Source organism: Burkholderia sp. Se-20378 (genome assembly GCF_017104665.1).
Taxonomy (GTDB): Bacteria; Pseudomonadota; Gammaproteobacteria; order Burkholderiales; family Burkholderiaceae; genus Burkholderia; species Burkholderia lata.
The window spans coordinates 1-8,806 of record NZ_JAAGPG010000346.1; the positions used below are offsets into that span (position 1 = coordinate 1).

Below are 8,806 nucleotides of genomic sequence, written 5' to 3' on the forward strand. Positions count from 1 at the left end.
TGCGACGCGGCGCATCGTCGGGCTGGCTGCCGAAGCGGGCCGCCGCCTGCATGTGCTGCACGTGTCCACCGCCGGGGAAATGGCGTTCCTCGCGCGGCACCGGCATCGCGTGACGGTCGAGGTCACGCCGCATCACCTGAGCCTGCACGCGCCCGATTGCTACGAGCGGCTCGGCACGTTCGCGCAGATGAATCCGCCGGTGCGCGAGCGGCATCATCAGGACGCGCTGTGGCAGGCCGTTAGCGATGGCGTGGTCGACGTGATCGGCAGCGATCACGCGCCGCATACGCGCGATGAAAAACGCCGGCCCTATCCGCAGTCGCCGAGCGGGATGACGGGTGTGCAGACGCTGCTGCCGCTGATGCTCGATCACGTGCATGCGGGCCGCCTGAGCCTCGCACGGCTGGTCGACCTGACCAGTGCCGGGCCGGCGCGCATCTTCGGGATCGCGGGGAAAGGGCGGATTGCGGCGGGCTACGACGCCGATTTCAGCATCGTCGACTTGCGCGCGCGCCGGATCATCCGGGACGAATGGATTGCCAGCGTGAGCGGCTGGACACCCTATGACGGGTGCGCGGTCACCGGCTGGCCCGTGCATACGGTCGTGCGCGGTCAGGTCGTGGTGCGCGACGGTGCGCTGAACGGGGAACCGGCAGGGCAGGCCGTGACGTTTCTGGATGCCTAGATCGGCAGGCGAACCGTCTGCTTGATGCGCTTCAGGGGAATCTCGGTTTCGACGTTGCGGACGCCTTCGATCTGCGTGAGCGTCTCCATCTGAAAGCGCTGGTAGTCGTCGAGATCGCGCGCGATCACGCGCAGCAGATAGTCGTAGCTGCCGGCCATCAGATGACATTCGAGCACTTCCGGCGCTTGCTCCATTTCACGCGCGAAGCGTTCGACGGTCGTCTTGTCCTGGCGTTCCAGCGTGACGCGCACGAACGCGGTGAATCGCAGGTCGACGGCAGCCGGGTTCAATAGCGCGACATAAGCGTCGATCACGCCTTGTTCCTCGAGCAGATGAACGCGGCGCAGGCATGGCGTGGCCGACAGCCCGGCCTGTTGCGCGAGTTCGGCATTCGTCTGGTTCGAATTCCGTTGCAATGCACGCAGAATGCGCCGGTCGATCGCGTCCAGTTTGATTGGCATTTTTTACTACCAAAATCTTGAAAACTAGAGATTAGCTCCAAATCGACGATTTCATGTAGCCAAATACGCATCCAATCTCCACGGAAGGGCACCGATAATCTGACGACCGGCCGGGTGATTCTCGTCCGCCGGCTACCCCTTCAGGAGCGCTCTCATGTCACATCTATCCTGGCTGCCATTCATCGCAACGTCGCTTCTGATCATCGTCACGCCGGGTCAGGACATGGTGCTCGTGATGTCGCGCACGCTGTCCGGCGGCACGCGTGCGGGCCTCGTGACGGCCGCGGGCGTCAGCGTCGGCCTGCTCGTTCATACGATGCTCGCGACGCTCGGTCTGGGCGCGCTTCTTCAGGCATCCGAATGGCTGTTCACGGCGCTGAAGGTGATCGGCGCGCTGTATCTGCTGTACCTGGGCATCGCGTTGCTGCGGTCGTCGGGCGAACTGACGCTCGCGAGCGGCCGCGACGGTGTGCAGACATCGCGGCTTCGCACGTTCGCGCAAGGCGCGCTTTCCAACGTGTCGAATCCCAAGGTCGCGCTCTTCTATCTGGCGTTCCTGCCGCAATTCGTGCCGGCGGGCACCGCGCATCCGATGCTGTCGCTGTTCGTGCTGGGCACGACGTTTGCCGGCCTGACGTTTCTCGTCAAGGGGCCCGTCGCACTGTTCGCCGGTCTGCTGTCGGCGTCGATTCGCCGCAATCCGAGCATCCTGACGCGCATGCATCGCGTCAGCGGCGTGGTCCTGCTGGGGCTGGGCGTGAAGCTGGCGCTCGAGCGTCGCTGATCGCCGTGACCTCGTACGCGTGCCGTCGACGCGATTGCGCCGACGGCACGCTTCCCGGCGTCGAGATAAAGTCGCTCGACGCCTTACGGCCAACGTCGCTTACCAGCGATAGCCGACACCCGCACCCGCGCCGAACGAGCCGTGGCCCGACACGGCCGTCGTCACCGAGCCCTTGACCAGCCATTTCGTCGTCGCGAAGGAAAGGCCGACCGCCATCGCGCTCTGACCGCCGTACGTGCCGCCGCCGAGTGCGACGACCTTCTCGCCGGGCAGCACGGCTTGCGGCATGTTGGCCATCGCGATCGCGCTCGCCGTGCCCGCATCCGCGTCCTTGCGGTACTTCGACATTTCCTCGCGGACCGAGTTGATCGCGCCGTTCAGCTGGCGCACGTTCACGCCGTCCGTCGGCGCGGTGCCGTCGGCCACGTTGGTCAGCTGGCGCTCGGCGCCCGGTGCGCCGATCGACACCGTGTTGTCGCGCGACGCGACGGAATTCGCACCCAACGCGACCGCGTTGTTGGCCGGCGCCTGGCTGTTCGCGCCGATCGCCGTCGAATTGTTGCCGGAGACGTTCGAGCCGGTACCGATCGCCGTGCCGTTCGTCCCCGTGACTTTCGAGTTCGTGCCGGTGGCGGTGCCGTTCGCTGCCGTGACCGTCGCGTTCGTGCCGGTTGCCGTGCCGTTCGCCGCGGCGACGGTCGCGTTCACGCCGATTCCCGTGCCGTTGTCGCCCGACACGTTCGCGCCGTTGCCGAGCGCCGTGCCGTTCGTCGCGCTGACCGACGTGTTCTTGCCGATCGCGGTGCCCGTGCTGTCCGCCACCGTGCCGCTCGGGACGCTCGACGAAATCTTGCCGACGGTGTTCGTCAGCGTGGCCAGATTATTCGTCAGCGTGGACACCTGGTTGGCGATCGAGAAGAGCTGCGAGCCGTTGACCGCATCGGTGCTGGTCGCGCTGATCGCGCCGGCCGCGACGTTGACGATCTGGCGCTCGGCGCCGGCGCTGCCCACGCTGACCACGCCGACCGGCGTGCCTGCGAAACCGCTATAACCGACACCGTTGAGCGTCACGCTGCTGACGGTGGTCGCCGCACGCGTGGCCGAGTTCGCACCCAGCGCCACGGAATTCGCGTCGGCCGCGTTCGCGCCTTCGCCGATGGCCACCGCATTCACCGCGGATGCCGTTGCACGGGCAATCGCGACGCTGCCGGTCGCGGATGCCGAACTGTCGACGCCGAGCGCGACCGCATCGGCTGCGCCGGCGTTGGCCTGGAAGCCGAGCGCCGTGCCGCCGGCCGCGCTGCTGCCTTTGCCGATCGCGGTCGAAAAGGTCGTGGTGGCGCTGGCGCCCTGGCCGACTGCCGTCGACTGATCCACGGCGAATGCGCCCTGACCGAATGCCGCGGCCGTGGCGCCGTTCGCGACCGCGCCTTCGCCGACTGCCGTCGCGTTGAGGCCGGTCGCGGTCGCAAACGCGCCAACCGCCGTTGCATGATCGCCGGTCGCGACCGAATTGCCGCCGAGCGTCGTCGCTTGCGTACCGGTCGCGACGGACTGCCGCCCGATCGCGACGGTTTCGCTGTACGCGCCGGTCGACGAACCCGAATCGGCGACGGCCGACGGGCCGATCGCGATGTTGTCGCAGCCCCGTGCCGTGGCCTGATACGTGTTGGTGCCCGAAATCGCGATGTTGTCCGAGCAACCTGCCACGGTATCGATCGAATTCCCGTTCTGCACATAGGAGGCCCGCGCCGGCGCGGAAGCCGTGAAGGCGACGACTGCTGCGCTGACGGCGATGGCCAGCGCCGCTTTCGACTTCACCGGCACGCGCTGCGCCGGGTTCCCCAACCCTCGATGATTCTTGTTCATGTTGTTCCTAGGCTCGATATGAAATTGTGTTGTGGCTAGCGTGTCCGTCTCACGATTTCCCTATCGCATTGGTTCGAGTACGATCCGATTGAAAAGATGTACTAAACAAATTTGACATTCGGCGGAGTGAATCCGAGGGGGAAACGGCGCAGGTGCGGCTGCGTTGCTTGACGTGACCCGGCACGCTCGCGCGTTCCGGATCGGCAACCTGAGATGCGACGACGCATTCTGATCGGGCGCGCCGGGGCCCAGGTTTGCCGTAGCGGTCGATCTCTATGCTTCAGGGGAAATTCGTCTGGAGAAAAGCGCGCCGACTACCGGCATGGCAGCGGCGGCACGAAAGCCGGCGTCCGAGCGCCGGCCTCCGTCAAGCTGGGTAGCGCGCCTACTGCGCCGGCAACGCGTCTGCCAGCGCCCGCATTGCCTCGACCGTCTCCGGGTTTGCCGGAAAGAACGCCTCGATCGCGAGTTCGGACAGCGTCACGTCGACCGGCGTGCCGAACACCGTCGTCGTGCTGAAGAACGTCAGTTCGCCGGCTGTCGTGCGCAGCCGCAGCGGCACCGCGATATCCGCGAAGTCGGTGCGCGCATGGGTGTCGTCGGGCTGGCCGGCCGGCGCGGGATACGCGGCGAGTTCGTCGCGCAGCGTGTGCAGCGTGCGGTCGCCGCTCACATCGATCTGCCGCTGCAGCCGATGCAGGATGTGCGCGCGCCATTCGTGCCAGTTGACGATCTGCGATGCGAGCCCGTCCGGATGCAGGCTCAGCCGCAGCACGTTGACGGGCGGCTGCAGCAGCGCCGGGTCGGCCTGCGCGACCAGCGCGCCCAGCATCCGGTTCGCGGCGAGCAGCGTCCAGTGGCGGTCGACGGCGAGCGCCGGATAAGGCTCGTGGCCGCGCAGCACGGCTTCGACCGCATGGCGTGCGGCATCCAGTTGCGGATCCGAAAACGGGCGTTCGCGAAACAGCGGCGCGAAGCCGGCCGCGACGAGCAGCGCATTGCGTTCGCGCAGCGGCACGTCGAGACGCTCGGCGAGATGCAGCACCATGTCGCGGCTCGGCTGCGCGCGGCCCGATTCGACGAAGCTCAGATGGCGCGCGGAGACTTCCGCGTCGAGCGCGAGCGCCATCTGGCTCAGGCGCCGGCGTTGTCGCCACGTGCGCAGCAGCGGGCCGATGCCGGGCGCGCGGCCGGCGGACGGGGAGGGCGAATGGAGGGCGGCGGTCGGGTTCATGGTGCTGATGATAGGCAATCCCGCGCCCCTTGGGCATTACCTGCGACGTAAGCATCGCGCCGTTCCCCGGGCGTGTCGCCGCGCTGCGTTACCATAGCCCCCGTGCCAACTGAGAGACGACGCCGGACCCGCGATTGAAAACGCATGGGCCGACGCCGTGCATATTTACGACAAGGCATTCCAGGGGAATCCAACAATGAAAAAACTTGCCGTCCGGCTCGCCTGCGTGGCGACGCTTGCATTCGCCGCGACCACCAGCCACGCGCAGACCGAAGCTGCGCAGGTGGAAATGAGGGCCGCCGCCGCGGCCGCCAACGACGCGGTCGTGAAGGGCCCGACCGACATCGACGTGAAACACGAAGCCGTGCTGAAGCTGAAAGCCGGCGAATCGTTCGTGCCGGCCGCCGAAGCCGGCCGCTACCTGCGCTCGATGGGCAACTCGATCGACGAAACCAAGCTGGTCGGCCTCGTGCTGCCCGACGATCCCGATGCCGACTGGATCTCGGTCGTGTCGTTCGAGCCGAGCGGTTATATCCGCGACGACGACGCGAAGGACTGGAAGCCCGATGAACTGCTGAAGAGCCTGCAGTCCGGCACCGAGGAAGACAACCCCGGGCGCAAGGAACGCGGCCTGCCGGAAACCGAGGTGGTCGGCTGGGCGAAGGCGCCCGCGTACGACGCGGCCTCGCACCGGCTCGTGTGGTCCGCGATCATCCGCGACAAGGGCGCGGCGCCGAACGCCGAGAACGACGGTGTGAACTACCGGACGCTCGTGCTCGGCCGTGACGGCTACCTGTCGCTGACGATGGCGTCGACGCTTGCCGATCTGCCGAAATACAAGGTGTCGGCCGACGAGCTGCTGTCGAACATCAGCTTCAACGACGGCAAGCGCTACGCCGATTTCAACAAGTCGACCGACCACGTCGCCGAGTACGGCCTCGCGGCGTTGATCGTCGGCGTCGGCGCGAAGAAGCTCGGCCTGCTCGCGCTGATCGGTGCATTCGCGGTGAAGTTCTTCAAGATCGGCGCGGTTGCGCTGCTGGCCGGCGGCGCGGCGGTGAAGCGCTTCTTCGGGCGCAAGCCGAAGGCGGCCGCGGTGCCGGCCGTCGCCGATGCATCCGGCGTATCCGACGCGTCCGGCGCGGAGCGCAAGGAATGACGAAGCTGTTGCTGCTGATCTTCGGCGGCCTCAAGCTCGGCAAGGTGCTCATTTCGGCGGGCACCATGCTGGCGTCGATCGCGGTCTACGCGCTGTTCTACGGCTGGCGGTTCGCGGCCGGTTTCGTGGCGCTGCTGCTGGTGCACGAGGCCGGTCATTACATTGCCGCGCAGCGGCGCGGGCTCGACGTCGGGCTGCCGACCTTCATCCCGTTCGTCGGCGCATGGATCCAGTTGAAGGAGATGCCGCACGACGCGGAAACCGAGGCGTACGTAGGGCTCGCCGGGCCATTCGTCGGCACGCTCGGCGCGCTGGCCTGCTACGCGGCCGCGCGCCACTACGACAGCAACCTGCTGCTCGCGCTGTCGTACACGGGCTTCTTCCTGAACCTGTTCAACATGATTCCGCTGTCGCCGTTCGACGGCGGGCGGATCACCGCGGTGCTGTCGCCGCGCATCTGGTTCGCGGGCGTGCCCGTGCTGATCGCGCTGTTCGTCTATCGCCCGAGCCCGTTGCTGATCGTGATGGCGATCCTTGCGCTGCCGCAGCTGAAGCGCGCGTGGCGCTACGATCCCGACGCGCCGGAGAACCGCGTGTACTACGCGACGTCGATCGAGACGAAGACGACGTATGCGCTCTGCTACGTCGGCCTGCTGGCGTTCCTCGCGCTGATGACGTCCGGCGTGCACGACATGCTGCGCGTCGCGCATTCGTCGATCTGACCGCGGATACCGAAGTCAAATGCAACGACGGCGGCCGTTTTTACGCGGCCGCCGTCGTTTTGGTTTGACGCCGAACGTCAGGCGTCACGATGACGGAGCTCGACGCGCCGGATGTCCTTCACGATCACGAGATAGCTGAACACGGTGACGAGTGCGTTCAGCCCGACGAACACGAGCGCGCCGTTGAACGAGCCGCTCGCGCCGACGAGATAGCCGATCGCGATCGGCGCGACGATGCCGGCCGTGTTGCCGAACATGTTGAACAGGCTGCCCGACAGGCCGATCGCTTCCTTCGGCGCGGTATCCGCGACGACGGCCCAGCCGAGCGAGCCGATCCCCTTGCCGAAGAACGACACGGCCATCAGCACGATCACCAGCACTTCGCTGTCGACGTAGTTGCAGCCGATGATGACCATCGACAGCGCCATTCCGCCGACGATCGGGATCTTGCGCGCGAGCGTCAGCGACACGCCGCGGCGAATCAGCCCGTCCGACAGCATCCCGCCGAGCACGCCGCCGAGGAACCCGCAGATCGCGGGCAGCGACGTCATGAAGCCGGCCTTCAGCAGCGACATTCCGCGTGCCTGCACGAGGTAGATCGGAAACCACGTGAGGAAGAAGTACGTGAGCACGTTCACGCAGTACTGGCCGAGGTACACGCCGATCAGCATCCGGTTCGACAGCAGCTGGCGTACGTAGTACCAGCCGGCCACGCGGCTGCTTTCGGAGCGCGCGCCGTTGCTGCCGCGCGCGGCGGTGCGCACCAGGCCACCGCCCTGCTCGATATGCTCGAGTTCCGCGCGGTTCACGGCCGGATGGTCGGCCGGATCCTTCATGACCCGCAGCCACAGGAACGCGAGCGCGATGCCCGCGAGGCCGAGCCACAGGTACACCTGGTGCCAGCCGTACGCATGCGTGAGCCACGCCATCAGCGGCGAGAACACCACGGCCGCGAAGTACTGCGCGGCGTTGAAGATCGCCGACGCCGTGCCGCGCTCGGCGGTCGGGAACCAGCTCGCGACGACCTTCGCGTTGGCGGGAAAGGCTGGGGCTTCGGCGATGCCGACCGCGAAGCGCATCGCGAACAGCGCGGCGACCGCGAACGCGGCGCTGCCGCCGAGGCCGATCGTGCTTTGCAGCAGCGTGAATGCCGACCACAGGAAGATGCTGCCCGCATACACGCGTCGCGCGCCGAAGCGGTCGAGCAGCCAGCCGCTCGGCAGTTGCGCGAGCACGTACGCCCAGCTGAACGCCGAGAAGATATAGCCCATCGTCACCGGATCGATGCCGAACGCCTTGCGGATCGGCGTGCCGGTGATCGACAGCGTCGCGCGGTCCGCATAGTTGAGCGTCGTGACGACGAACAGCATCGCCAGGATCCAGTAGCGCACGGCGGTCCGGCGCGCGGTGCGCGCGAGGTCGAGCGGAAGCTCGCGAGAGGGAGTCTGATTAGGCACTTTAATGTACGTCGTCGTATGACATGTCGGCAGTTTATTGGCAATAATCAGACGCAGAAACCTCGGGTTTTCCCTCTGGATGAAGACGTAAAAGGGTAAAAATCACGGGGATTCGCCCGTGGAATAAGGGCTTGTTGTGATTCGGCTCGGGTTCGACAGGTGACGTGAATATTGATGCTTGGTAGGCAGACATCATATCTGTTGAGCTACAATGGGCGATCTATTCCCGAACCACGGAGCACACCCCATGCAACTGACTGGAGAGATGCTGATCGGCGCCGACGCGGTGGCCGGCTCGGCCGGTACCTTGCGCGCGTTCGACCCGTCGAAGGGCGCGCCGATCGACGCGCCGGCATTCGGCGTCGCGACGCAGGCCGACGTCGAGCGCGCTTGCGAACTCGCACGCGATGCGTTCGACGCGTACCGCGCGCAGCC

At 66.6% G+C, this 8,806-nt stretch carries 8 protein-coding genes and 1 pseudogene; 5 read left to right on the forward strand and 4 right to left on the reverse strand.

Annotated elements, in window-relative coordinates; all coding sequences use genetic code 11:
• Positions 1 to 685 (forward strand): amidohydrolase family protein (locus G3N93_RS27500; RefSeq protein ID WP_206134380.1); only part of this gene is annotated, 685 nt, incomplete at its 5' end.
• Here the strand turns inward: G3N93_RS27500 and G3N93_RS27505 are convergent.
• Complete coding sequence (locus G3N93_RS27505; protein WP_011353935.1) at positions 682 to 1,146, reverse strand: Lrp/AsnC family transcriptional regulator; 465 nt, start codon at positions 1,144 to 1,146, stop codon at positions 682 to 684. The two genes, G3N93_RS27500 and G3N93_RS27505, sit on opposite strands and share 4 nt — an antisense overlap.
• A 154-nt stretch (positions 1,147 to 1,300) precedes the next feature.
• On the opposite strand from G3N93_RS27505, the gene G3N93_RS27510 reads away from it, so the two are divergent.
• Positions 1,301 to 1,930, forward strand: coding sequence for a LysE family translocator (locus tag G3N93_RS27510; RefSeq protein WP_206123965.1), 630 nt, complete (start codon positions 1,301 to 1,303; stop codon positions 1,928 to 1,930).
• Between the two features lie 99 nt (positions 1,931 to 2,029).
• On the opposite strand, the gene G3N93_RS27515 is transcribed toward G3N93_RS27510, so the two are convergent.
• Together G3N93_RS27515 and G3N93_RS27520 are read right to left on the reverse strand one after the other, a co-directional pair.
• Positions 2,030 to 3,799 (reverse strand): YadA family autotransporter adhesin, encoded by a 1,770-nt coding sequence (locus G3N93_RS27515; RefSeq protein ID WP_206134381.1) that lies wholly within the window; start codon positions 3,797 to 3,799, stop codon positions 2,030 to 2,032.
• 385 nt (positions 3,800 to 4,184) lie between these two features.
• Positions 4,185 to 5,033, reverse strand: a complete 849-nt coding sequence (locus G3N93_RS27520) for a helix-turn-helix domain-containing protein (protein WP_174986038.1) — start codon at positions 5,031 to 5,033, stop codon at positions 4,185 to 4,187.
• 196 nt (positions 5,034 to 5,229) lie between these two features.
• Between G3N93_RS27520 and G3N93_RS27525 the strand changes: the two genes are divergently transcribed.
• Positions 5,230 to 6,192, forward strand: coding sequence for a DUF2167 domain-containing protein (locus G3N93_RS27525; RefSeq protein WP_174942146.1), 963 nt, complete (start codon positions 5,230 to 5,232; stop codon positions 6,190 to 6,192).
• Positions 6,189 to 6,914 (forward strand): site-2 protease family protein, encoded by a 726-nt coding sequence (locus G3N93_RS27530; protein ID WP_174986042.1) that lies wholly within the window; start codon positions 6,189 to 6,191, stop codon positions 6,912 to 6,914. The genes G3N93_RS27525 and G3N93_RS27530 overlap by 4 nt, the downstream gene beginning before the upstream one ends.
• 77 nt (positions 6,915 to 6,991) lie before the next feature.
• On the opposite strand, the gene G3N93_RS27535 is transcribed toward G3N93_RS27530, so the two are convergent.
• On the reverse strand, positions 6,992 to 8,371 hold the full coding sequence (locus G3N93_RS27535) for an MFS transporter (RefSeq protein WP_174941009.1): 1,380 nt from the start codon (positions 8,369 to 8,371) through the stop codon (positions 6,992 to 6,994).
• A gap of 247 nt (positions 8,372 to 8,618) precedes the next feature.
• Between G3N93_RS27535 and G3N93_RS27540 the strand changes: the two are divergent.
• A pseudogene (locus G3N93_RS27540) lies at positions 8,619 to 8,806 on the forward strand (aldehyde dehydrogenase (NADP(+))); the annotation flags it as partial.